The organism is Sphingopyxis sp. 550A (assembly GCF_053569535.1).
Genome location: NZ_CM131615.1, coordinates 1660452 through 1684366, shown reverse-complemented (window position 1 = coordinate 1684366; position 23915 = coordinate 1660452). Strand labels below are relative to the sequence as shown.

23 protein-coding genes and 1 tRNA gene are annotated in these 23915 nt (G+C 66.0%); 11 read left to right on the top strand and 13 right to left on the bottom strand.

The genetic code is table 11. The features are described 5' to 3' along the window. Positions 1-15 precede the first annotated feature (15 nt). Both folK and ACVENA_RS08110 read left to right on the top strand, forming a co-directional pair. Positions 16-549 carry a 2-amino-4-hydroxy-6-hydroxymethyldihydropteridine diphosphokinase gene (gene folK / locus ACVENA_RS08115; protein ID WP_449328367.1) on the top strand — a complete coding sequence of 178 codons (534 nt, stop codon included), beginning with the start codon at positions 16-18 and terminating at the stop codon, positions 547-549. A 42-nt stretch (positions 550-591) separates the two neighbouring features. Then, positions 592-667, top strand: a tRNA-Lys gene (locus ACVENA_RS08110). Between the two features lie 9 nt (positions 668-676). Here ACVENA_RS08110 and ACVENA_RS08105 read toward each other — a convergent pair. From ACVENA_RS08105 to ACVENA_RS08095, 3 genes are all read right to left on the bottom strand, one after another. Beyond that, positions 677-913, bottom strand: a complete 237-nt coding sequence (locus ACVENA_RS08105; protein WP_449328366.1) for a hypothetical protein — start codon at positions 911-913, stop codon at positions 677-679. Between the two features lie 125 nt (positions 914-1038). Further along, positions 1039-2136: a flavin reductase gene (locus ACVENA_RS08100; RefSeq protein WP_449328365.1), complete on the bottom strand. Its 1098-nt coding sequence runs from the start codon at positions 2134-2136 to the stop codon at positions 1039-1041. 77 nt (positions 2137-2213) lie between these two features. Then, positions 2214-3194, bottom strand: a complete 981-nt coding sequence (locus tag ACVENA_RS08095; protein WP_449328364.1) for an NAD(P)H-dependent flavin oxidoreductase — start codon at positions 3192-3194, stop codon at positions 2214-2216. A 120-nt stretch (positions 3195-3314) separates the two neighbouring features. On the opposite strand from ACVENA_RS08095, the gene ACVENA_RS08090 reads away from it, so the two are divergent. The 8 genes from ACVENA_RS08090 (at position 3315) to ACVENA_RS08055 (ending at position 11848) form a co-directional block, all read left to right on the top strand. Continuing rightward, positions 3315-4499, top strand: coding sequence for an acyl-CoA dehydrogenase family protein (locus ACVENA_RS08090; RefSeq protein WP_449328363.1), 1185 nt, complete (start codon positions 3315-3317; stop codon positions 4497-4499). A 104-nt stretch (positions 4500-4603) separates the two neighbouring features. Next, complete coding sequence (locus ACVENA_RS08085) at positions 4604-5689, top strand: acyl-CoA dehydrogenase family protein (RefSeq protein WP_449328362.1); 1086 nt, start codon at positions 4604-4606, stop codon at positions 5687-5689. Continuing rightward, on the top strand, positions 5686-6891 hold the full coding sequence (locus ACVENA_RS08080) for an acyl-CoA dehydrogenase family protein (RefSeq protein WP_449328361.1): 1206 nt from the start codon (positions 5686-5688) through the stop codon (positions 6889-6891). Before ACVENA_RS08085 ends, ACVENA_RS08080 begins: the two co-directional genes overlap by 4 nt. A gap of 13 nt (positions 6892-6904) precedes the next feature. After that, on the top strand, positions 6905-7687 hold the full coding sequence (locus ACVENA_RS08075; protein ID WP_257549932.1) for an SDR family NAD(P)-dependent oxidoreductase: 783 nt from the start codon (positions 6905-6907) through the stop codon (positions 7685-7687). A gap of 45 nt (positions 7688-7732) precedes the next feature. Next, complete coding sequence (locus ACVENA_RS08070; RefSeq protein WP_449328360.1) at positions 7733-8983, top strand: acetyl-CoA C-acetyltransferase; 1251 nt, start codon at positions 7733-7735, stop codon at positions 8981-8983. 76 nt (positions 8984-9059) lie between these two features. Continuing rightward, complete coding sequence (locus ACVENA_RS08065; RefSeq protein ID WP_449328359.1) at positions 9060-10190, top strand: CaiB/BaiF CoA transferase family protein; 1131 nt, start codon at positions 9060-9062, stop codon at positions 10188-10190. Positions 10191-10256: 66 nt separating this feature from the next. Then, the gene (locus ACVENA_RS08060) at positions 10257-11060 is read left to right on the top strand and encodes a crotonase/enoyl-CoA hydratase family protein (protein WP_449328358.1); all 804 of its coding nucleotides are present in this window, start codon (positions 10257-10259) and stop codon (positions 11058-11060) included. Between the two features lie 2 nt (positions 11061-11062). Then, positions 11063-11848: a tyrosine-protein phosphatase gene (locus ACVENA_RS08055; protein ID WP_449328357.1), complete on the top strand. Its 786-nt coding sequence runs from the start codon at positions 11063-11065 to the stop codon at positions 11846-11848. 100 nt (positions 11849-11948) lie between these two features. Here ACVENA_RS08055 and ACVENA_RS08050 read toward each other — a convergent pair whose 3' ends face one another. The 7 genes from ACVENA_RS08050 to ACVENA_RS08020 all read right to left on the bottom strand — a co-directional run bounded on the left by ACVENA_RS08050 (position 11949) and on the right by ACVENA_RS08020 (position 18509). Continuing rightward, positions 11949-13268, bottom strand: coding sequence for a Xaa-Pro dipeptidase (locus ACVENA_RS08050; protein WP_449328356.1), 1320 nt, complete (start codon positions 13266-13268; stop codon positions 11949-11951). Positions 13269-13345: 77 nt separating this feature from the next. Next, a complete protein-coding gene (locus ACVENA_RS08045; protein WP_449328355.1) occupies positions 13346-14053 on the bottom strand; it encodes a hypothetical protein in 708 nt (235 codons plus the stop codon). Between the two features lie 54 nt (positions 14054-14107). After that, positions 14108-14731, bottom strand: coding sequence for a phosphatase PAP2 family protein (locus ACVENA_RS08040; protein ID WP_449328354.1), 624 nt, complete (start codon positions 14729-14731; stop codon positions 14108-14110). Continuing rightward, the gene (locus ACVENA_RS08035) at positions 14728-15321 is read right to left on the bottom strand and encodes a hypothetical protein (RefSeq protein WP_449328353.1); all 594 of its coding nucleotides are present in this window, start codon (positions 15319-15321) and stop codon (positions 14728-14730) included. Before ACVENA_RS08035 ends, ACVENA_RS08040 begins: the two co-directional genes overlap by 4 nt. Positions 15322-15327: 6 nt before the next feature. Continuing rightward, a complete protein-coding gene (gene lpdA / locus ACVENA_RS08030) occupies positions 15328-16725 on the bottom strand; it encodes a dihydrolipoyl dehydrogenase (RefSeq protein ID WP_449328352.1) in 1398 nt (465 codons plus the stop codon). Further along, positions 16718-17092 carry an endonuclease domain-containing protein gene (locus ACVENA_RS08025; RefSeq protein WP_257549912.1) on the bottom strand — a complete coding sequence of 125 codons (375 nt, stop codon included), beginning with the start codon at positions 17090-17092 and terminating at the stop codon, positions 16718-16720. The genes lpdA and ACVENA_RS08025 overlap by 8 nt, the downstream gene beginning before the upstream one ends. A 91-nt stretch (positions 17093-17183) precedes the next feature. Then, the gene (locus ACVENA_RS08020; protein ID WP_449328351.1) at positions 17184-18509 is read right to left on the bottom strand and encodes a pyruvate dehydrogenase complex dihydrolipoamide acetyltransferase; all 1326 of its coding nucleotides are present in this window, start codon (positions 18507-18509) and stop codon (positions 17184-17186) included. A 162-nt stretch (positions 18510-18671) separates the two neighbouring features. On the opposite strand from ACVENA_RS08020, the gene ACVENA_RS08015 reads away from it, so the two are divergent. Next, entirely contained in the window at positions 18672-19127 is a 456-nt protein-coding gene (locus ACVENA_RS08015) for a universal stress protein (RefSeq protein ID WP_257549907.1), read from the top strand. A gap of 157 nt (positions 19128-19284) precedes the next feature. On the opposite strand, the gene ACVENA_RS08010 is transcribed toward ACVENA_RS08015, so the two are convergent. From ACVENA_RS08010 to phaR, 3 genes are all read right to left on the bottom strand, one after another. Continuing rightward, entirely contained in the window at positions 19285-21576 is a 2292-nt protein-coding gene (locus ACVENA_RS08010) for a ribonuclease R family protein (protein WP_449328350.1), read from the bottom strand. 172 nt (positions 21577-21748) lie between these two features. Next, positions 21749-23275: a proline--tRNA ligase gene (gene proS, locus ACVENA_RS08005; protein WP_257549902.1), complete on the bottom strand. Its 1527-nt coding sequence runs from the start codon at positions 23273-23275 to the stop codon at positions 21749-21751. 42 nt (positions 23276-23317) lie between these two features. Continuing rightward, positions 23318-23857: a polyhydroxyalkanoate synthesis repressor PhaR gene (gene phaR / locus ACVENA_RS08000; protein WP_449328349.1), complete on the bottom strand. Its 540-nt coding sequence runs from the start codon at positions 23855-23857 to the stop codon at positions 23318-23320. Between the last annotated feature and the right edge of the window lie 58 nt (positions 23858-23915).

Here is a 23915-nt window from a genome sequence, read left to right as displayed (position 1 = left end):
CGATAGGCGCAGGGGATGACCAGCGCAACGCCCTTCCCCGTGCCCTTGCCGCTTTATGCGATCGGGCTTGGCTCGAACCGTCGGCACGCGCGTCACGGTGATCCGCGGCGGGTCCTGCTGGCGGCGCTGGGCGCGCTTGAGGCGGACGATATCGAGCCGGTCGATGTCAGCCCGATCATCACCAGTGAGCCGATCGGTCCCTCGCGCCGGCGCTACGCCAACGCGGTTGCGCTGGTCGCCTCGCCGCTCAGCCCGCCCGAAATGCTCGCACGCCTGCAACGGATCGAGACCGAATTCGGCCGCCGCACCGGTCAGCGCTGGAGCGCGCGAACGCTCGATCTCGATATATTATTATGGTCGGGCGGCGCGTGGAGCGACGGCGCCCTCCACATCCCGCATCCCGCGATGGCCAGGCGAGCCTTCGTGCTCGGCCCCCTCCGCGCCATCGCGCCCGATTGGCGCCATCCGCTGAGCCGCCGCACGATCCGTCAGCTTGCCGCGCGCCTTATCCGCCCCAAGCCGGTTGACCAGAGCGTCGCAGCGCACTAGGGCGACCCCTCCTTTTCTGGTGCCGATCATCGGCACCACGATGGGCCCTTAGCTCAGTCGGTAGAGCAACTGACTTTTAATCAGTAGGTCGCTGGTTCGAACCCAGCAGGGCTCACCATCTTTTCCGTCAGGGACTGACCGGCGCATCGTCGTCGTTGCTCGCAACGATGATGATCGCGGCAACGCCCGCGAGCAGGCCGATGAGCCCGATAAGCCAGCTCGAATTCCCTTCGAGTTGGTTCGCGCCGCTCGTCGCCGATACGGCGCGTGTTCCATCAATGGCCGGCGCAGCCGAAGCGGCGACCGGAGCAATGGCGATCGACGCGGCGGTCAGGGCAATCGCGGCTCGGGAAATCGGGTGCATCTCATATCCTCCTGATGGGTGGTATCGATGCATCAACCGCCGAACGCGGCGAAAGCTCCGTAAACAGGGCGCGCAATGGCTCGGTTCGGCGTCGAAACGGCACGGTCCAAAAGGAAGCGGCGCGGTCAGGCGAAATGCAGACGCCGGTATTTGCCGCGAAAATAGAGGAGCGGATCGCGGTGCGGTTCGAATTGCGCGCGCACGACGCGGCCGACAAGAATGAAGTGGTCGCCTGCTTCGTGCAGCGACTCGCCCTCGCATTCGAACGAGACGAGCGAGCTTTCGAGCAAGGGCACGCCGGTCTGGCCGGGCGCCCAGGGCAGGTTCGCGAATCGGTCTTCGCCTTTCGCCGCAAAGCGGTTCGAGGCAGGCTGCTGCCCGATCTGCAGCACATTGACGCCGAAGTGCGTTGCGCCCCGCAGCGCCGGCGCGGTGCCCGCCGTGTTGGCGATGCAGACGAGCAGCAGCGGTGGATCGAGCGAGACCGACGTGAAGCTGTTTGCGGTGAGGCCGACCGGCTGGCCGGCTGCGTCGAGAGTGGTGACGATCGTCACCCCCGTCGCGAAACATCCCATCGCGTCGCGCAGCGTCCGCGGATCCGACCCCGCCTTGAACTCGGTTGCCTCGCGCGGCTGCCGTCGTTCGAGAAATTCGAGGAGCTGGCCGAGCAGCGCTTCGCCGCGATCGGCGGTGAACGCCATGTCAGCCTCCCCGATATCGGCGCTTTCGCCGACCGGCAGCGCGGCGCGGAAAGCATCGCTCGCCGGCGTGCATTCGGCAGGCGCGAAGCCGCCGCGCACGACAAGCGTCGGCAGCGCGAGACGCGGCGCCGCGCCGACCGCCTCGTCGGTCGCCGGCATATCGACCAGCACGAGTCCAGCGGCGAGATGTGCGCCATCGGGGGCGAGCGCCTGTGCTGCAATCCAGCCGCCGCGCCGCGCCGCGACAACGACGGGGCGCGACCCCATCTGGGCTAGTACCGCACGCAGATCCTCGACATGCGCGACCTGTTCGTCGGCGCTCCAGCCGGAGCTGGACAGCGGGCGCGGTTCCAGATTGACGACGCGCCGCCCCGAAAGAACGAGCGCCTCGGCAACCGCGCGCCACGCCTCGCGGCCTTGTCCGGCGTCGGGCACCAGCAGGACGACCGGATTATTTTCGTCACCGATCAGATCGGCCGAGAGGCGAACCCCGCCAAAGCCCTTATATTCGACGATAGACAAGCCTGCTCCCTGACTGGTTGTGGAGCCGCCTGCATAGCGGCACCCGCAACCCTGCCGCAAGGCGTGGCGTCAGCAGTTCAGGCGCGAAAGCCCGCGAGCCGCTGGTCGATGATCGCATCCGCTTCGGCGATGATGCGGTCGATCAACTGTTGGCAGGTGGGAATGTCATGGATCAGCCCCTGAACCATGCCCGCCCAGAAAACGCCCTTGGTCAGATCGCCGGACTTGAGCAGTTCGCGGCCCGCGACGCCCGACACCAGTTCCTGCACGTCGCTGAACTGCGCGTCGGGATTGGCGAGACGGCGCGCGACTTCTTCGCTGACCGGGCTGCGGCCGACGCGTGCGGTGTTCTTGAAATTGCGGAAGATCAGGAAGCTGCCGCGCTCGTCATTGTCGATATAGGCCTGCTTCACATTGTCGTGGATCGGCGCCTCGGCCGTCGCGCAGAAGCGCGTGCCCATGTTGATCCCCTCGGCACCGAGCGTGAGCGCGGCGACAAGGCCGCGCCCGTCGCCGAAGCCGCCCGAGGCGAGCATCGGAATCTTCACCTTGTCGGCGGCGGCGGGGATCAGGATCAGGCCCGGAATATCGTCCTCGCCCGGATGGCCCGCGCATTCGAAGCCGTCGATCGAGATGATGTCGCAGCCCGCCTTTTCGGCCGACAGCGCGTGACGGACCGCGGTGCATTTATGCAGGATGATGACGCCGTGCGGCTTCAACATCTCCCAGATTTCGCGCACTGCCTGCGTGCCCGCGGTCTCGACGATCTTCACGCCGCCATCGATGATCGCTTGCGCATAGGCCTTGTAATCAGGCGCATTGATCGTCGGGAACACCGTCATATTCACGCCGAAAGGCTTGTCGGTCATCGACCGGCAGCGCTCGATCTCGTCGCGCAGCGCCTCGGGGCTCGGCTGGGTCAGCGCGGTCAATATGCCGAGGCCGCCGGCGTTCGACACCGCGCTTGCCAGCTCGGCATAGCCGACGCTCTGCATCCCGCCCTGCACGATCGGGTGTTCGATGCCGAGCATTTCGGTAATGCGCGTCTTGAAAGCCATTGTCGGTCCTTCTCCATTGTTCCTGCCGTTACGGCACCATTACCTTCTCCCTTGAATTAACTTGACGCTTACGTCAACGTCGGGTTGAGACTCCAGAATGGTTAGACATCGAAGGAAATCATGATGACGACGGATATGGGCATATCGGATCGGGCGCGAGCGATCGCCGCGAAGGTCGAAGCCTTCGTTCGCGAGACCGTGATCCCCTATGAAAAGGATCCCCGCCGCGACCATCATGGCGCGCCGACCGACGAACTGGTGATGGAGATGCGCGAGCATGCGCGCGCCGCGGGCGTGCTGACGCCGCACATTCTGAAGGACGGCAGCCACCTCAACCAGCGCGAAACCGCGATAGTGCTGATCAAGTCGGGCCTGTCGCCGCTCGGCCCGCTCGCCTGTAACACGATGGCGCCCGACGAGGGCAATATGTATCTGCTCGGCAAGGAGGGAAGCCCCGAACTCAAGGAACGCTTCCTGAAACCGATGGTCGAAGGGCGCGTGCGGTCGGCCTTCTTCATGACTGAGCCCGCCGATGAAGGCGGCGCGGGGTCGGACCCGTCGATGATGAAGACGACATGCCGCCCCGACGGCAATCACTGGGTCGTGAACGGCCGCAAGACCTTCATCACCGGCGCCGAGGGCGCACGCGTCGGGATCGTCATGGCGAAGGCCGAGGAAGGCGCGTGCATGTTCCTCGTCGACCTGCCCGATCCGGCGATCCGCATCGAGGAAATTCCGAACACGATCGACAGTTCGATGCCCGGCGGCCATGCGACGCTGACCATCGACAATCTGCGCGTTCCCGCCGACCAGATGCTGGGCCGGGCGGGCGAAGGCTTTCGCTATGCGCAGGTGCGTCTGTCGCCGGCCCGCCTGTCGCATTGCATGCGCTGGCTCGGCTGCTGCATCCGCGCCCACGAGATCGCGAGCGATTATGCCAACCGCCGCGAGGCGTTTGGCAAGCCGCTGATCGACCATGAAGGCGTCGGCTTCATGCTCGCCGAGAATATGATCGACCTCAAGCAGGCCGAACTGATGATCGACTGGTGCGCGGGCGTGCTCGACACGGGATCGCTCGGCACCGTCGAAAGCTCGATGGCGAAGGTCGCGGTGTCCGAAGCCTTGATGCGCATCGCCGACCGCTGCGTCCAGGTGATGGGCGGCACCGGGGTCACCGACCGCACGATCGTCGAGCAGGTCTTCCGCGAAGTCCGTGCCTTCCGCATCTATGACGGCCCGACCGAGGTTCACAAATGGAGCCTCGCCAAAAAGATCAAGCGCGACTGGAAAGCCGGGCGTGCCTGACATGCCTGTCAGTTGACGCTCGGCAAGCCGTAACGTCAAAACAACTTGACGTTTACGTTAACGTCCGGATGATGGGCTAACCAAGGGCGAGAGGAATCGGGCCGATGTCGATTTTGTACGACGAAGGGCAGCAGGCGATCGCGACCGAGTCGCGCCGCGCGCTCGAAGCGCGGGTCAGCAAGGACGAGTTGCTGCCGCTGCTCCAGACGCAGGGTGCCTATCACCAGCCGTTTTGGGCGACCGCGAAGGAACAGGGCTGGACCGCGCTCGCGCTGCCCGAGGCTTATGGCGGACTCGCGCTCGGCCTGATCGAACTCGGGCTGATCGCGCATCAGGCGGGCCGCACGCTGAGCGGCGCGCCCTTCCTGACCTCGAGCTTTGGCGCCGCGAAAGCGATCGAGCTTTACGGCAGCGATGAGCAGAGGGCGCGCTGGCTCCCCGGTCTCGCCAGCGGCGAAACGATCGGCGCGATCGCCTTCGCAGCCGGCCCCGACCCCCTGCCCGACCAGCCCCCGGTCGCGTTGACCGGCGGTCGGCTGACCGGCATCGCGGGCGCCGTTTCGGGCGGCCTGTTCGCCGATGTCGCGGTGGTGCTGGCGAGCGGACCGACGCTCGTGCTGGTCGACCTGACCGGGGTCGAGCGCACGGCCATCGACAGTTTCGACAACAGCCGCTGCATCGCCGACCTTTCCTTCGCCGATACCCCCGCCGATACGCTGGCGACCGGCGATGCCGCCCGCGCCGCCGCGCTCCATATTCTCGCCCTGCAGGCCGTCGTCACCGCGCACGAGCAGACCGGCGGCGCCGAGGCGCTGATGGAGATCGCGCGCGACTATGCCGTGACCCGCAAGGCATTTGGTCAGCCGATCGGCGCCTTCCAGTCGATCAAGCATCGCATCGCCGAGCTTTACGGCCTCGTCGAACTCGCGCGCGCGAACTGCATCCACGCCGCCTCGCGCGAGGATCAGGCCGATTTCATCACCGCCGCCGCCGCGGCGCGGCTGTCGGCGACCGAGGCCTATGACACCGCGGCGCGCGACTGCGTGCAGATTCATGGCGGCATCGGGGTGACGTGGGAAATCGGCCTCCACCTCCACATGCGCCGTGCGCGCAGCCTCGCGCTCGAACAGGGAAGCAGCTTCTTCTGGGAAGATGTGCTGGTCGGCCGCCTTGCAGGAGACGAAGCATGAGCGATCTCGAAGCCTGGCACGCCAAGGCCGCCGCCTGGTGCGAATCGATGGTGCCGACCTTCGGCAAGGCGGCGCGCAAAGGACTGAGCGTCGAAGACGATCTCGCGCTCGGTCGCCGCTATCAGAAGGCGAAGTTCGACGCCGGCTTTGCCGGGATCAACTGGCCAACCGACCTCGGCGGCCAGGGTCTCGGCCATATCGAGAAGATCACCTTCGAAGCCGAGGAGATGAAGCACGGCTTCCCCAACGTCTATTTCGGCATTTCGCTCGGCATGCCGGTGCCGGTGCTGATGCAGTTCGGCCCCGACCGCGATTTCGTGAAGGAGCGCGTGCTCAAGGCGCTGCAGGGCGAGGAAATCTGGTGCCAGCTCTTTTCGGAACCCTCGGGCGGCACCGATCTCGCAGGGCTTCGCACCCGCGCCGAAACCGACGGCAACGGCTGGAAGATCAACGGGCAGAAGGTCTGGACGAGCTGGGCGCAATATAGCGATTACGGCGTCATCGTCGTCCGCACCGACCCGACCGTCGCCAAGCACAAGGGCCTGACCTACTTCTGGGTCGACATGAAGGCGCCCGGGGTCACCGTGCGCCCGATCAAGCTCGCGGGCGGCGACAGTCACGTCAACGAAGTCTTTTTCGACGATGTGAAGATCAGCGACGATCATCGCATGTCGCCGGTCGGCGGAGGCTTCGCGGTCGCGCTCGCGACCTTGATGATCGAACGCTATGTCGCGACCGACAGCGCCGGCTTCGGCCCGCATCTCGACCTGTTCATCGACCTCGCGAAGGAAGTGCGATTGAACGGCAAGCCCGCGATCGAGGACGGGCGCATCCGCCAGCAGATCGCGCGCAACTATGCGATGCGCGCCGGGCTCGATTCGATCAACGTCCGCGCCCGGCGCATGATGGAGGCGGGGATGACGCCCGGCCCCGAGGGCTCGCTCAACAAGCTCGTCGCGGTGCGCTCGCGCCAGAAATTGTCCGAACTCGCGCTCGACCTGCAGGGTGCGGGCGGTTTCGCCTTCGACGAACATGCCTCGCCCAAGGACGATTGGGCATCGAGCTGGATCAACGCACCGACGGGCCGCATCGCGGGCGGCTCCGACGAGACGCTGCTCAACACCATCGCGGAGCGCATCCTCGGCTTGCCGCAAGATCACCGCCCCGACAAGGGCATCCCCTTCAACCAGATACCAGCCTGACAGGAGCCTCCCCATGAAACTCGATTCCTCCACCGCGGCCGTCGTCACCGGCGGCGCCTCCGGCCTCGGTCGCGCGACCGCCGAAGCGCTCGCCGCCGCAGGCGTGAAAGTCGCGATCTTCGACATCAACGACGCGCTCGGCGAAGAGGTCGCGCAGTCGATCGGCGGGCTGTTCGTCCATGTCGACATCACTGACGAACAGTCGGTGCTCGACGGCTTCGCCAAGGCGCGCGCGGCGCACGGGCAGGAACGCATCGCCGTCCACTGCGCGATGACTTCGCGTCGCGGCAAGACGCTTGCCTATGACAAGGAAACGGGGAAATTCCGCCGCACCCCGACCGCCGACTATGAATATGGCGTGGCGGGCATATTGACCGCGAGCTACCGCATCGGCTCGATCGCCGCCGAGGGCATGGCGACCCTGCCAGAACTCGAAGACGGCGAGCGCGGCGCGATCATCTTCACCGCCTCGGTCGCGGCGCAGGACGCGCAGATCGGGCAGGTGATCTACGGCTCGGCCAAGGCGGGGGTGAACGGCCTCGTCCTGCCGATGGCGCGCGATCTGATGGATCTCGGCATCCGCGTCAATTCGATCATGCCCGGCGTGTTCGGCACGCCCCTGCTCGGCAACATGAATCCGAAGGTCAAGGAGAGCCTGGAAGCCTCGGTCCCCTTCCCCAAGCGCCTCGGCAAGGCCGAGGAATATGCGAGCCTCGCGATGGAGATGGTCCGCAACACCTATTTCAACGGCCAGGCCGTCCGCCTCGACGGCGCGATCCGCATGGCGCCCCGGTAAATCCCTGACTCTACGCAATCACCTCATTCCCGAAAGGAACATCTCATGTCCGAAGCCTATATCATCGACGCCGTCCGCACCCCGCGCGGGATCGGCAAGCCCGGCAAGGGCGCGCTGTCACACCTCCACCCGCAGCACCTCGCCGCGACCGTGCTCGCCGCGATCCGCGACCGCAACAACCTCGACACCGCGACCGTCGACGACATCGTCTGGTCGACCTCCAGCCAGAACGGCAAGCAGGGCGGCGACCTCGGCCGCATGGCGGCGCTGTCGGCAGGTTATGACACCAAGGCCAGCGGCACGACGCTCGACCGCTTCTGCGGCGGCGGCATCAGCTCGGTGAACTTCGCCGCGGCGAGCGTGATGAGCGGCATGGAGGATTGCGTCATCGCCGGCGGCACCGAGATGATGAGCTACACCACCGCCTATGCCGCCGAACAGGCCAACGCCGGGCTGCCGCCGCGCCTGATGGGCTCGGGCCATGAAGCGCTCGACGAAATCCACCCCCAGTCGCATCAGGGCATCTGCGGCGACGCGATCGCGACGATGGAAGGCATCAGCCGCGAAGCGCTCGACGCGCTCGCGCTGGTGAGCCAGCAGCGCGCCGACAAGGCGATCAAGGAAGGCCGCTTCGACAAGTCGGTCGTTCCGGTGCTCAATACCGACGGCAGCGTCGCGCTCGACCATGAGGAGTTCCCGCGCCCCGAAACGACCGCCGAAGGTCTTGCCGCGCTGAATCCCAGCTTCTCCAAGATCGCCGATTTCGACATGGGCGACGGCTTCACCTTCCGGAAGCAGATCAACCGCCGCTATCCCGACCTTGAAATCCAGCATTTCCACCATGCCGGCAACTCGTCGGGGGTCGTCGACGGCGCCGCGGCGATCCTGCTGACGTCGAAGGATTATGCCGACAAGCATGGGCTGAAGCCGCGCGCGCGCGTCGTCGCCTATGCGAACATCGGCGACGATCCGACGCTGATGCTCAACGCCCCGGTTCCCGCAGCGAAGAAGGTGCTCGAAAAGGCCGGCCTCAAGAAGGAAGACATCGACGTCTGGGAAATCAACGAGGCCTTCTCGGTCGTCGCGGAAAAGTTCATCCGCGACCTCGACCTCGACCGCGAGAAGGTGAACATCAACGGCGGCGCGATGGCGCTCGGCCACCCGATCGGCGCCACCGGCTCGATCCTGATCGGCACCGCGCTCGACGAGCTTGAGCGTTCGGGCGGCCGCTACGGCCTCGTCACCATGTGTGCCGCGGGCGGCATGGCGCCCGCGATCATTATCGAACGCATCTGACCACGGCGCCCCTCTGGGCGAAGCAATATTCGGGGGCGGCGCAACGGCCGCCCCCGCATCTTTCGGGAGACACGACATGGCGGGACCGCTCAGCGGCATCAGGATCATCGAATTCGCAGGCATCGGCCCCGGCCCCTATTGCGGCATGATGCTCGCGGACCATGGCGCCGAGGTGATCCGCATCGATCGTCCCAGCGGGTTCATGGATCCGCGCGACCCGCTGTCGCGAAACCGCACCTCGATCGCGCTCGACATGAAGAATCCCGAGGCCGTCCGGATCGCGCGCGATCTCTGCAAGAGCGCCGACGGGATCATCGAGGGCTATCGCCCCGGCGTGATGGAGCGGCTGGGGCTCGGCCCCGAGGTGCTGCTCGCCGACAATCCAAAGCTCGTCTATGGGCGCATGACCGGCTGGGGCCAGTTCGGCCCCTATTCGCAGGCCGCTGGACACGACATCAACTATATCGCGCTGTCGGGCGTCCTCCACACTGTGGGCCGCGCGGGCGAGAAGCCGGTGCCGCCGGTCAATTATGTCGGTGATTTCGGCGGCGGCGGCATGATGCTTGCCTTCGGCATGGCGAGCGCGCTGCTCCACGCCGCGAAGACCGGCCAGGGTCAGGTGATCGACTGCGCGATGACCGACGGCTCGGCGCTGCTCGCGGGCATGAGCTGGGGCTTCCTCGCCATGGGCCGGCTGAACGACGCACCGGGCACCAACATGCTCGATACCGGCGCCCATTTCTATGACACCTATGCCTGCGCCGACGGCAAGTTCATCTCGATCGGGTCGATCGAGCCGCAATTCTATGCCCTGCTGCGCGAGAAGACCGGGCTCGACGCCGATCCCGCTTTCGACGCGCAGATGGACCCCACGCAATGGGGACCGCTCAAGGACAAGCTCACCGCTTTGTTCGCGACGAAGACCCGCGACGAATGGTGCGAGATCATGGAGATGACGGACGTCTGTTTCGCGCCGGTGCTCTCGCTGAACGAAGCGCCGCAGCATCCGCATAACGTCGCACGCGAAACCTTCCTGACCGTCGGCGGCGTCACACAGCCCGCCCCCGCGCCGCGCTATTCGGCGAGCGTGACCGATATCCCGCGCCCCGCCCCGGCGGTCGGCGCCGACGGCGACGCTGTGCTCGCCGCGCTCGGTTACGACGCGGCGCGGATCGCGGCGCTTCGGGGCGGCGGCGCGGTCCGCTGATCGCCATCCTTTGCTTGCAAGCATGATCCGCGAGGCATAGCCTTCGCGGGTGCAGGAGAGTTTTCGATGGGTGAATTTCTGAGTGTCGAGCGGCGGGGCAAGATCGCGATCCTGACGATGATCAAGCCCGAGAGCATGAACGCGATCGGCACCCATGCGGACTGCGACGACATCATCGACACGCTCCGCTCGCTCGGCGAGGATCGCAGCGTCAGCGCGATCATCCTGACCGGCAGCGGCAAGGCGTTCAGCGCCGGCGGCAACCTCAAGTCGATGCAGGAGCGCCAGGGCATCGGCGTGCTCGACCAGCCCGATTCGACGCGCGCCAATTATCGCCGCGGGGTGCAGGCGGTGATCCGCGCGCTGATGGACTGCGAAATCCCGATGATCGCCGCGGTCAACGGTCATGCGATCGGGCTCGGCTGCGACCTTGCCTGCACCTGCGACATCCGCATCGCGGCGGAGAGCGCCAAATTCGCGTGCAGCTTCATCAAGGTCGGGATCGTCCCCGGCGACGGCGGCGCCTGGCTGCTCCAGCGCGTGCTCGGCTATCCGCGCGCCGCCGAACTGTTCCTGACCGGCGACCGCTTCGATGCGCAGGCGGCGAAGGATTATGGCCTCGTCACCGAAGTCGTTCCCGACGCCGAACTGCTCGACCACGCCGTCGCGATTGCCGAGCGCATCGTCTGCAACCCGCCGCGCGCGCTACGCCTCACCAAGCGGCTGCTCCGCGAGGCGCAGCAAAGCCGGATGAGCGACATCCTCGAACTCAGCGCCGCCTATCAGGCGATCGTTCACGAAACCGCGGACAACCGCGAGGCGATCAACGCCTTCGTCGAGAAACGGCCGCCGGTGTTCACGGGAGAATGACGATGCAGGCCGAACGCGTCCTGCCCCTGTCGGGCGTCCACAATTTCCGCGACTATGGCGGCTATGCCGTCGAAGGCGGCGGGCGGTTGCGCAATGGAATGCTCTGGCGTTCGGCGCAGCACGAGGCGGCGACCGACGAGGACCTGACCGCAATCGACGCGATCGGCCTCGACACGATCATCGACCTGCGCGGCGACGACGAGCGCGAGGTGCACCCGTGCCGCCGATCGGGAAATTTCGCGGGCCGCGTGCTGTTCGCAGGCGGCGTCACCGCGGGCCTCGCCCCGCACCTGCAGGCCGCAGCCGCGGGCGGCGCGATCGATTTCGAGACCGCGCGGGCGCGGATGATCGATACCTATGCTGGGATGCCCTATCGCCCCGCGCTCGTCGCGACGCTGCGCCTCTATCTCGCCGCGCTCGCCGAATATGACACGCCGAGCCTCGTCCACTGTGTCGCCGGCAAGGACCGCACTGGCTTCGCCGTCGCGATCGTTCACCGGCTGCTCGGCGTGCACGAGGACGACCTGATCCAGGACTATCTGCTCACCAATACCGCCGGGCGGATCGAGGAGCGGATCGCGCAGGGCGCCCAGCATATTCGCGCGCGCCACGGCGCTGCGATCAGCGACGACGCGGTGCGCGCGCTGATGTCGGTGAACCCCGTCTATCTGGAGGCTGCGCTCGCCACCGTGCGGCGCGACCATGGCGACATCCCGACCTATGCCGAAGCGGTGCTCAACCTGACGCCCGCGATGCGCGAGGCGATGATCGACCGGCTGGTGGTCTGAGCGTCCAAGCCTCCCTCGTCATTGCGAGGAGCGAAGCGACGCGGCAATCCAGAGGTGGCGTAAACCGCTCTGGATTGCTTCGCTCCGCTCGCAATGACGATCAGAGTTCCTTCACCAGCACCCCGCCCTTGACCACCGCGTCGACATGCTCGAGCTGTCGCACGTCCGCCAGCGGATCGCCATCGACCGCGATGAGGTCGGCATAGCGGCCGACCGCGATCGTGCCGACGTCGCCGGTCATGCTCAGCGCCTCGGCCCCATTCAGCGTCGCGGCGCGGATCGCCTGCAGCGGGGTCATGCCCCATTCGACCATCTTGGCAAACTGCCGGCCATTGTCGCCGTGCGGATAGACGCCCGCGTCGGTGCCGAAGATCATGTGCACGCCCGCCTTGACCGCGCGCTGAAAAGTCTGGCGCTGCGCGAGGCCGATCGCCTTTTCCTTGTCGAGGCTTTCCTGCTCGGTGCCGTTCGCGGTCCCGGTCGCGAGGATATAGTCGTCGTTATAGATATCCATGTCGAACCAGGTGTTGTGCGCGATCGCGAGCTTGATCGCCTCGTCGCTCGCAAGGCTGCAATGCTCGATCGTGTCGATCCCGGCAAGGATCGCGGTCTTGATCCCGTCGTCGCCGTGCGCGTGCGCCGCGACCTTGAGCCCTAGCATATGCGCCTCGTCGGCGATCGCCTTCATCTCGTCGAAGCTGAGCTGCTGCGCGCCGACGCTGTCGCCGAGCGAGAAGACGCCGCCGGTCGCGCAGATCTTGATGACGCGCGCGCCATATTTGTGCAGCCAGCGCACCTTGGCGCGCGCTTCCTGCGGACTGTCGACGACCGACGGTCCCTTGTGATCCATCGACGGCGGCAGGCCGCCCTCGTCGCAATGGCCGCCGGTCGCGCCGATCGCATAGCCCGCGGGAATGATCCGCGGTCCCTGGACATAGCCACCCTCGATCGCCTGCTTCAGCCCGACGTCGCCGAAATCAGCCGACCCAACGTTGCGCACCGTGGTGAAGCCCGCATCGAGCGTCTTCTTCGCGTTGACGACGCCCATCACGGTCCAGAAGCTGTCGGTATAGCGCAGCCCCTGATAGCCGCCGACCTCGGCCAGCGAGGTCAGATGGACGTGCATGTCGATCAGGCCGGGAAGCAGGGTTCGCTCACCCAGGTCGATATGCTTGACCCCGGCACCCCAGCGCACCGTGCGCGCGTCGGCGATGCTCGCGATGCGTCCGTCGGCGCCGACGAAGATCGCCGGATACTCGACCATCTTGCCGCTCTGCACGTCGAGATAGCGCGCGGCGGTGATCACCGTCTGCCCCGCCCCGTCCTGCGCCGTCGCGGGCAGCGTGGCCGCCGCGAAAAGCGCGCTCGCGCCGAAAGCGATTCCCCGCAGAAAACCGCCGAACTTCACACTGGATTGCATATCCCGCCCCGTCTGTTGCTGTTGCCTGTCCGATAGATGGCAAAACGAGACTTTTTAGGACAGCGGAATTTTAGGGCTCAGACGATCTTTCGCCCGAAGCCGCCGGGGCGCGGCCCGGTCAGCGACGGTCGCGGCGCGCTTTCGAGCGCATCGCGGCGACCGAAGGCGGGCGCGGCCGCGGGTTCCGGCGAACGTGGCTCGCCGGCCTGCTGGCGGCGAAGATAATTGGCGAGCGCGGCATCGGGGTCGAAGATGTCGGCCTGCGGCGCGGTCACAACCCCGACCGGCGCCGCTTGATCGGCCGGACTCGCCGGACGCCCCTCGGCCGCCTGCCGATGCGCTGCCAGATCGTCGAGGAGCGCCGCAAGTCCGGGCTTGTCCAGATCGAGCATGTCGCTGAGCAGCCGGTGCTTCTTCGCCAGCAGGCCGCCGTGCATCCTGATGTCGAGATATTGGGTGCTGCCGACCTTGATCAGGCCGTAGAAGGCATAGGTGTTGAGCGCCGAGGTGCCGACCGCCGCCACGTCGCGCCACGCTACCGTCTTTTCCGACCACATGGTCGAGATGGTGAGCCGGTCGCGATCGTAGCGAAGCGCGGGTGCATCGCCCATCAGCTTGCGCGCCGCCTGCACCCCGCAAGCGACCAGAACGACCGCGCCGATCAGGATGATCGCGCTGACGAACAGGCCGAAACGGCCAAGGCAAGCGAGCCCCGCCACCGCGAGGATCGGCGCGCCGACCGCCGTCTTGACGAGCTTTGCCCTGCTGTAAGCAACGGTCTTCAAACCCATTCTCCCCCGCGTATCGCGGCCCACCACCGCCGCGTTAGCAGGGAAAACTTACGATAATCTTAGATCGGACCGCGACGCCCACCACGCCCCGAGCAGCGCGAAGGCTGCGCCGAGCATCGTGCCGCCCGCGATGTCGCTCGCCCAATGAACGCCGAGCATGATGCGCGAGGCTGCGTTGAGCAGGATCATCGCGGTGGCTAGCGTCCAGGCGAACGGCCGCCAGCGCGATGGCGCGAGCCAGGCGAGCAGCAGATAGACGACCGCGGCGCTCGTCGCATGACCGCTCGGATAGGAAGCACTGTTCACATGATCGAGATGCTCGATGATGTCGGGACGCGCGCGGTCGAACGCGAATTTGAGCGCGTTCGAGGCGAGATTCGCCAGCAGTGATGCTCCAGCGAGCGCAACCGCGCAGCGCCGCCCGCACCAGTGCCAGACAAGCGCCGAAAGCAGGATGACGATGATCCAGCGCGGCGTCCCCCCGCCGATCCAGCTCACCCCCTGCATGAAAGCGATGAGCGCCGGATCGCTCTGCCCGACGCGCAGCGACAGCGCGTTCGAAATGCGAAGGTCGGCGGTGACGGTCCAGCCCGCGCTGACGATCAGGCCGAGCAGGATCACCGCGACGATGAGCATGATCGCCGCAAGAATAGCTTTTGGCTTGCCGATCATCGCTCTGCCTTTGCCGCCGCCGACCGGCGCCAGGCGTCGATTTGTGCTGCGAAGCGGCGCAATTGCTCGGTGCCGCCGTCGACGTCGTTGTCGATCACTCGCAGCTCTCGGTTCGCTCCATCGGTTCGATAGCGAAGATAGAGGCCGTGCCGGGCGCGCGCGCCGAACCTGACCGCCCCCGACATCTCGCCCGGCAGTCGGTCGGCGCGATCGCAGATCGCTTCCGCAATGTCAGCAGTCGGCAAGGGGTTCGGGTCGGCGCCATAGCTCGGATGGAAATGGAGCCACCCCCCTTCGATCCGGACCGCCGTCTGCCGCGTCAGCGCGCGCAGACCGTGCCGCCCGGCGTAGAAAAGGCAGGTAACCCCAGCGATGACGAGAAGCGGTATCTTGAACGGCGTCAGCGGGTCGCGATGCGGCGCCGGTGCGGGCAGCACCATGTCCGGGGCGCCGACGACGATCGGCGACGACGATGCACGCTCGCTGTGCATCAGCGCCGCCACAGCGAACGCAATCGCCGCGACGCCCAGAAAGAACAGCGCCTTGACGACGCTGCCCGTTCGGGAGAAATGAAGGATCGCAGGATTCAAGCGCGCCTAGATATGCAACGGTCGCCCGAACGCGGCGAGCACGCCTTCGTGCATCGTCTCGCTGAGCGTAGGGTGCGGGAAGACGGTGCCGATGAAATCATCCTCGACCAGTTCGGCGGTCTTGCCGATCGTATAGCCCTGGATCAGTTCGGTGACTTCGGCGCCGATCATGTGGGCGCCGAGCAGTTCGCCGGTCTTGGCATCGAACACCGTCTTGGTGAAGCCTTCCGCCTCGCCCAGCGCGATCGCCTTGCCGTTGCCGATGAAGGGGAAGGTTCCGGCCTTGACCTCGTAACCAAGTTCCTTCGCCTTCGCCTCGGTCAGCCCGACGCTCGCGATCTGCGGGCGGCAATAGGTGCAGCCCGGGATATTGCGCGGATCCATCGCGTGCGGATGATTGCCCGCGATCGCCTCGACCGCGATGATCGATTCGTGCATCGCCTTGTGCGCGAGCCACGGCGGCGCGGTGACGTCGCCGATCGCCCATAGGCCGGGGACGTTGGTGCGGCACATCGCGTCGGTGTCGATATGGCCTTTCGTGGTCTTCACACCGAGCGCTTCGAGGCCGATATTCTCGGTGTTCGGGACGATGCCGATCGCGACGATCGCGTGGCTGTAATCGCCCTGCTCGACCTTGCCGTCCTTCGTCTTGATCTTCGCGGTGACGCCGGTCGCGGTCGCCTTCAATTCCTCGACCCCGGCGCCGGTGAGGATCGTCATCCCCTGTTTCTTGAGCGCCTTTTCAAGGAAGGCCGAGACGTCGGCGTCCTCGACGGGAACGAGGCGGTCGAGCATTTCGACTACCGTCACCTCGGCGCCCATATCCTTGTAGAAGCTCGCGAATTCGATCCCGATCGCACCCGATCCGATGACGAGCAGCTTCTTCGGCATTTCAGGCGGAACGAGCGCGTGGCGATAGGTCCAGATGCGTTTGCCGTCGGCGGGCGCGAACGGCAGGTCGCGCGCGCGGGCACCGGTTGCGACGATGATATTCTTGGCGGTCAGCGTTTCGCTGCCCTTTTCGCCCGCGACTTCGAGCTTGCCCGGCGCCGTCAGCTTGCCGGTGCCCATATGGACGGTGATCTTGTGCTTCTTCATCAGGTGCGCGACGCCCTGATTGAGCTGCTTCGCGACCCCCCGCGACCGCTTCACGACCGCGTCGATGTCGGCGCTGATCTGCGCGACCTTGAGCCCATAATCGCCCGCGTGCTGCATATAATGATAGATTTCGGCCGAGCGCAGCAGCGCCTTGGTCGGAATGCAGCCCCAGTTGAGGCAGATGCCGCCGAGCAGTTCGCGCTCGACGATTGCGGTTTTCAGCCCAAGCTGCGCCGCGCGGATCGCCGCGACATAGCCGCCGGGGCCTGAGCCGAGGACGATGAGGTCGTAATTGGTGTCAGCCATTATGGGCTCCTTCAAAAGCCCCTCTCCCCTTGCGGGAGAGGGGTTGGGGAGAGGGGGTGAACGTCTCGTCCTGAAGCGCCGCCCAGATGGCTTCGCTCACGCCCTCGATGTTAAGCAGAATATCATTGTTCCAGAAACGGATGACGCGAAAGCGCTGCTCGACAAGATACGCGTCGCGTTCTGCATCGTAATCATTTTCCGCATGTTGAGCGCCATCCGCCTCGATGATCAGACGATGTGCGAAACAGACGAAATCGACGATGTAGCGATCGATCGGAACCTGACGCTTGAACTTGTGTCCCGAAAATCGCTTGCCGCGCAGGAGGTGCCATAAAGCCCTTTCAGCATCGGTGGGTTCGGACCGCATGCGCTTCGCTCTGGCGAGTGCGACAGGCCGCCCCCCTCTCCCCAACCCCTCTCCCGCAAGGGGAGAGGGGCTTTGCGGCCCCTCGGGCATTTTACGCCACCAGCCCCAGCGGGTTCTCCACCAGTTCCTTGAAGGTCTTCATCAGCAGTGCCCCGTCGGCGCCGTCGATCGCGCGGTGGTCGAAGCTGCCGGTCGCCGACATCACCGTGGCGATCGCCAGCGCGTCGTCGACCACGTAAGGCCGCTTCTCGCCCGCGCCGATCGCCATGATCATCGCCTGCGGCGGGTTGATCACGGCGGTGAACTGCTTGATCCCCATCATCCCCATGTTCGAGATGCTGGCGGTGCCGCCCTGATATTCGCTGGGCTGGAGCTTGCCTTCCTTCGCCTTCGCGGCGAGTTCGGACATTTCGGTCGAGATCTTCGACATCGACTTGCCGCCCGCGTCGGTAATGATCGGGGTAATCAGGCCGCCGGGAATACTGACCGCGACCGAGATGTCGGCGCGGCTGTATTTGCGCATGACATCGCCGCCGAAGCTGACGTTGCACGCCGGCACGCGTTCGAGCGCGACCGCGAGCGCCTTGATCAGCATGTCGTTGACGCTGAGCTTGACGCCGCGGCTTTCGAGGCTGGCGTTGAGTTCGCCGCGCAGCTTGAGCAGCGCGTCGAGGCGGATGTCGACGGTCAGATAGATGTGCGGCGATTCCTGCATCGACTGCGTCAGGCGGCGCGCGATCGTCTTACGCATCCCCGACAATTTCTCGTCCTCGTGCGGGATGCCGAAATCGGGGATCGGGCCGGCAGCGGCAGGGGCCGGCGCCGCCGCAGCAGCGGCCATCGCGGCAGGAGCCGGGGCGGCTGTTGCCGGGGCGCTGGCCGAAACGCCTTCAAGGTCGTCCTTGACGATGCGGCCGCCGGGGCCGGTGCCGGTGATCGTCGACAGGTCGATGCCCTTCTCCGCCGCGATGCGCTTGGCGAGCGGGCTGGCCTTTATCCTCGCCCCTGCCTCCGTTTGTCCTGACCCCGGATCGCGTCCGGGGGAAGGACTGTCCTTTTTCGCGGCGATTGCGGAAGAGGAGGATGGCGCTTCGACAGGCTCAGCGCGAACGGGCTCGGGGGTGGGCGCAGCAGCAGCAGGCGCCGGCGTGGCCTTGGCGGCGCTCGCATCCTCACCCTCGCCCGCGATCACCGCGATCACGGTGCCGACCTTCACATTCTCGCTGCCCTCGGGAACCAGTATCTGGCTGATCACGCCGTCGTCGATCGCCTCATATTCCATCGTCGCCTTGTCGGTTTCGATCTCGGCGAGCAGGTCGCCCGACTGGACCGTATCGCCTTCCTTCACCAGCCACTTCGCAAGCGTCCCTTCCTCCATCGTCGGCGAAAGGGCGGGCATTTTGAGTTCGATCGGCATCGTCGGTCTTGTCCCTCGAAGAGTCTCGCAGGCGGGGCCTGCCGCTACGGATTGTTCCTCGCCATAAGCGCTGGACCGGTCAAGGTCCAGCGCGGCAACCTTGCCTTTCATACGAATGTGACGCACTCTCGCCTCGCAAAATACATAGCGGGGGTCGGGGCGATGCGGACATATCTGGTGGTGATCGATGACAGCCCGGAGGCAAGCCTCGCGCTGCGTTTCGCGGCGCGGCGCGCGGCGCGGACGGGGGGCGGCATCGTCGTCCTCGCGATCCTGCCGCCGCAGGATTTCGTCGCCTTCGGCGGCGTCCAGGCGACGATCGAGGCCGAAGCACGCGAACATGCCGAGCAGTTGATCGGCGCCGCCGCCGACGCGGTGATGCAGGAGGCCAATATCGTCGCGCAGACAATGGTCAAATCAGGCAAGCCGACTGAAGCCGTGTGCGACGTGATCCGCGAGAATGAGGAGATATCGGCACTGGTGCTGGCGACGGCGGCCAGCGGCGCCCCCGGGCCGCTGGTGAGCTATTTCACCGGACAGGATGCGGGAACCCTTCCCTGCCCGGTGATGCTGGTGCCCGGCGGCATCGACATCGCCCGGCTCGATGCGTTGAGTTAGGACGGCCGGAGGTCCGGTGCGCCTCCCCTATTGAAAAATCATGCTCCCCCGCGAAGGCGGGGGTCCATCTCCGGTCGGCTAAGATTTGAACCGGCAGGAGATGGGTCCCCGCCTCCGCGGGGACACGCTGATTTTCGCGCTGGCGAAGCGCGTGCGCTCAGCGCCGCCGCCCCTGATGGCGGATGTTCGCAGGCCGCCCGCGCTTGCCGACGACATGCTTTCCCTTGCCGTCGCGGCGCGGCGGACGCTTGGCGGGTGGCCGATCCTCGGCATCGGGAAGCTCGAAGCGAAGCGCACCACTGATCGGATTCGCCTCCATCAGCCGGAGGTCGAGCCGCTGTCCGACCGAGTAGCTGACACGACCATGTTCGCTGTCGAGGGTCCGCGCTGCGTCGTCATAGAAGAAGCGCTCGCTCCCCAGCGTCGATACCGGCACCAGCCCGTCGCCGCCCAGCCCATCGACGGTCGCGAAGAAGCCGAACGGTTGCACCCCGGTGATCCGCGCCGAAACGATCTCTCCCGTTTTCGTCGCCAGATACGCCGCGACATAGCGGTCGATCGTCTCGCGCTCGGCCTCCATCGCGCGGCGCTCGAGCGCGCTGATCGCTTCGCCGATACGCGACAGCCCCTTGCGGTCGGCCTCGCCCAGCCCGGTGCGCTCGGGCAGGCCTTTGGGTTTTCCGGGCACTTCGAGGCGATAGGCGTCGACCAGCGCGCGATGAACGATCAGATCGGCATAGCGGCGGATCGGCGAGGTGAAATGCGCGTACGAGCCGAGCGCGAGCCCGAAGTGGCCCGCATTGGCTGGGCCGTAGTAAGCCTGGGTCTGGCTGCGCAAGATAGCCTGCATGATTTCGGGCAGGCGGTCGTCTTCCGAAAAGCCGTCGATCAGCCGATTGAACACCGCGGGGGTGATGACCTGTCCCAGTGCGAAGCTCTGGTCGAAGGTTTCGAGATAGTCTTTCAGGCTGACGAGTTTCTCGCGGCTCGGCGGCTCGTGGATGCGGTACATGACGGGCGACTTCTTCGCCTCGAGCGCCTTCGCCGCGGCGACGTTCGCGGCGATCATATAATCCTCGATCAGCCGGTGCGCATTGAGCCGCTCGCGCACCCGAATCTCGGCAATGCCGCCCTGCTCGTCGAGGATCACCTGCCGTTCGGGCAGGTCGAGGTCGAGCGGCGCGCGGGCATCGCGCGCCTTGGCGAGCAGGGTCCAGCAGGCCCACAAATTCCTGAGCGCGGGCAGGACGTGCTCGTCCCACTCCCCCTTGGGCCTGTCGGCGTCATAGGCGGCCTGGGCATCCTCGTAGGCGATGTTCGCGCGGAGCCGCACCAGCGCGCGGGTGAAGCGCCATGACGTCACCTTGCCGTGCTTGTCGACGGTGAGGTGGCACGCCATCGCAGCGCGATCCTCACCCGCCTTCAGCGAGCAGACCCCTGCGGACAGCGTCTCGGGGAGCATCGGCACGACCTGATCGGGGAAATAGACGCTGTTGCCGCGCCGCCGCGCCTCGCGGTCGAGCGCGCCATCGGCGCGGACATAAGTGCTGACATCGGCGATCGCGACGATCGCGCGGTATCCGCCCTTGTTCTTTTCATCCGCGTCGGGGATCGCCCATACCGCGTCGTCATGGTCGCGCGCGTCTACCGGGTCGATCGCGACGATTGGCAGGTCGCGCAAATCCTCGCGCCCATCCGGAGTCAGCGGCAGCTTCGCCGCGCGCTCGGCCTCCGCCAGCACCTCCTCGCCAAAGACATGCGGAATCTCGTGCCGCGCGATCGCGATCATGCTGAGCGAACGCGGTGCGAAGGGGTCGCCGATGCGGTCGACCACGCGCGCCTTGGTCGCGGGGCCGCGGCCCGACAGTTCGGCGCGGACGAGATCGCCGATGTTCGCATCGCTAATGTCGGCGACCGCGAAATCGAAGCGCGCGCGCTTGTCGGCAGGGCGCAGCCACGTCATCGGCTTGCCGCCGGGGCCGGTGTCGGCGACGAGCACGCCGATGACCGCCTCGCCGCCCGACTGCAGCTTCTTCATCGGATGCGCGACATGGCCGCTGCCGCGCTCCTCGGTGCGCGCGAGGATGCGATCGCCGACGCCCAGTGCGCCCCTGCGTCCCTTCTCCATCACGCGGAGACGCGGCACGGGACCGCTGCCTTCCCAGCGATCGGGAACCGCCCACACCGCATCGCCCTCGACCGCCGCAACGCGCAGCACGGTGACGCGCGGCAATCCGCCATGTTTGTGAAACGCCCGCCCCGGCGCCATGTCGACGAGACCTTCGTCGGTCATGTCCTTGAGCAGCGCCTTCAGCGAGATCTTGTCGGTCCCGTGGAGCCCGAAATGTTTGGCGATCTCCCGTTTCCCGATCGCGCCGGGGCTGTCCTCAATAAAGCGGAGAATCTGCTCGCGTGAGGGGAGTCCGGGTTGCGGCTTTGGTTTCTTCATCTCGGGCCGTCCAAATGGTTCACGCGGAGACGCGAAGACGCGGAGACGACCGCTCGGGCCGACAGGCCCCTTTCTCGATCAAGCGATGCGCCTTGACGCGGCGTCAAAAGGGGAAAGCCGCTTCGCGGCAAGCACGATCTCTCCGCGTCTCCGCGCCTCCGCGTGAAATAAATCAATAGGTTCGTCCTATCAGCACGCGCTCGACCGCCGGCTTGCCGGTGAAGAAGCAGGCGCCATCCGCCGGTGCGGCGTCGAGGGGCGTGTTGCGCATCGTCAGCTTGAGCGCCTTGAGTGTCTCGACGATCCCTTCGAGCACGGAACCGGTCGGACGCGCCCATTGCACCTCGACCCAGCCCACGAACTTGTCGTCGCCGCCGAAATGCGCCGCGAGGTCGGTGACGTCACGGCGGATGTTCGAATGCAGCCGCTCTTTCGCCTCGGCATGAAGGTTCACCTGAATCTCTTCGAGCATCGCCACCGCTCCTGCGACGAAATCAGCCTTCGCGACGAAGGCCGTGTTCAGCTTGCCGCTCTCCTGATAGAGCCGGTCGCGGCGGATCACCGCGACATTGCCGCCGGCGACGTCGCGCGGGCCGATCTCCAATATGATCGGCGCGCCCTTCTTGACCCACCCCCAGCGCTTCGTCTGCGCCTTGTTGGCGGTCGCGTCGAGCAGCACGCGCACCGGCTCGCGGAAGGCATCGAGCGCCTTCAGCTCGCTTTCGAGGCCGCGGCAATAGTCGAGGATCGCGGCATCCTCCTCGTTGTCGCGCAGCATCGGCACGATGACGATCTGGTGCGGCGCGATGCGCGGCGGGCAGCGCAAACCATCGTCGTCGCCATGCGTCATGATCACGCCGCCGATCATCCGCGTCGAGGTGCCCCAGCTTGTCGTGTGGCAGAGGCTGTGGCCGCCTTCCTTGTCCTGATAGCGAATGTTCGCCGCCTCGGCGAAGCCGGTGCCGAGATAGTGCGAAGTGCCGGCCTGCAGCGCCTTGCCGTCCTGCATCATCGCCTCGATCGAATAGGTCGCCACGGCACCGGGGAAACGCTCATTTTCGGGCTTCTCGCCCGCGATCACCGGCATCGCGAGGACATCCTCGGCAAAGGCGCGATACATTTCGAGCGCGCGTAGCGTTTCCGCCATCGCATCGTCCTTGTCGGCGTGCGCGGTATGGCCTTCCTGCCACAGGAATTCGCTTGTGCGCAGGAACATGCGCGTGCGCATTTCCCAGCGGACGACGTTGGCCCACTGGTTGACCTTGAGCGGCAGATCGCGCCAGCTCTGCACCCAGCGGCTCATCGCCGAACCGATCACCGTCTCCGATGTCGGGCGGACGATCAGCGGCTCCTCCAGCTTCGCCTCGGGATCGGGAACGAGCTTGCCCTTGCCGTCGGCGATCAGCCGGTGATGGGTGACAACCGCCATTTCCTTTGCGAACCCATCGACATGGTCAGCTTCCTTCTCAAAGAAGCTCAAGGGGATGAAGAGCGGGAAATAGGCGTTCTGAACCCCGGCGTCCTTGATCGCGGCGTCCATCACCGTCTGGATGCGCTCCCAGATGCCATAGCCCCACGGCTTGATCACCATGCAGCCGCGCACCCCCGATTCCTCGGCGAGGTCGGCTTCGGCAATGACATCCTGATACCAGGCCGCGAAGTCGGCCTGACGGGTTACGCTGAGCGCATGTTTGATCATCTGTCCTGTTTTCTGTGCTGGGGGAGCGAAATACGCCCCACATTATTTCTGTTTGGCGAGTTCGGCCTTGAGTTCGGCGATTTCCGCCTTGAGCGCCGCGATCTCGGCGTCCTTGCCCTTGCCGGCGGCCGCACCTGGCATGAAGGCTCCCGCCGCCTGCTGGAACATCTCGAGATTGCGCCGCGTCAGTTCGGCGAGCGGATTCGATCCGAGCGCGCCCTCGAAGGCGGAACGGACGTCCTGCTGGTTCTTGCGAAACGCCGTCATCGACGCTTCGAGATACTGCGGCACCATCGACTGCATCTTGTCGCCGTACAGGCCGATCAGGTGGCGCAGGAAATTGACCGGCAGCAACGTCTCGCCACGCGTTTCGGTATCCATGATGATCTGGGTCAGGACATTGTGCGTGATATCCTCGCCGCTCTTCGCATCGACGACGCGGAAATCGCGTCCGTCGCGGACCATCGCGCCCAGATCGTCGAGCGTGATGTAGCAGCTGCGTTCGGTGTCATAGAGGCGCCGGTTGGCATATTTCTTGATGGTGACGACATCGCCGTCTGCGGCCGTCTTCGACTTTGCCATGCTGCCCTCTGCTCCTCTCGATCGCATCCGATCGCCGCCGGATGGTTCCCGGCGGCCG